The 207-nt window shown below is 60.4% G+C and carries 1 pseudogene; it reads left to right on the top strand.

The features are described from left to right. Window positions 1-207, top strand: a pseudogene (locus FNJ47_RS49630) (IS5/IS1182 family transposase); the annotation flags it as partial.

The following is a 207-nucleotide window of genomic DNA, read 5'->3' as shown; positions in this document are numbered from 1 at the left end:
ATCTTCCGGAGGCGTTTGGGGATTGGAACAGCGTGTTCCGGCGCTTCAGTCGATGGAGTCGCAAGGGTGTCTGGTGCCGCATCTTCGAGGCGATGTCCGATGATCCGGACTTCGAATATCTGATCGTGGATTCCACCATCGTCCGGGCGCATCAGCACGCCGCCGGGGCGAAAAAAGGGGGTCTGAAGATCAGGCGATCGGGCGCTC

The sequence above is a fragment of the Bradyrhizobium uaiense genome, assembly GCF_010811875.1.
Taxonomy (GTDB): Bacteria; Pseudomonadota; Alphaproteobacteria; order Rhizobiales; family Xanthobacteraceae; genus Bradyrhizobium; species Bradyrhizobium uaiense.
The sequence above is the reverse complement of the archived record's forward strand: the minus strand, read 5'-3'. Positions and strand labels throughout refer to the sequence as shown.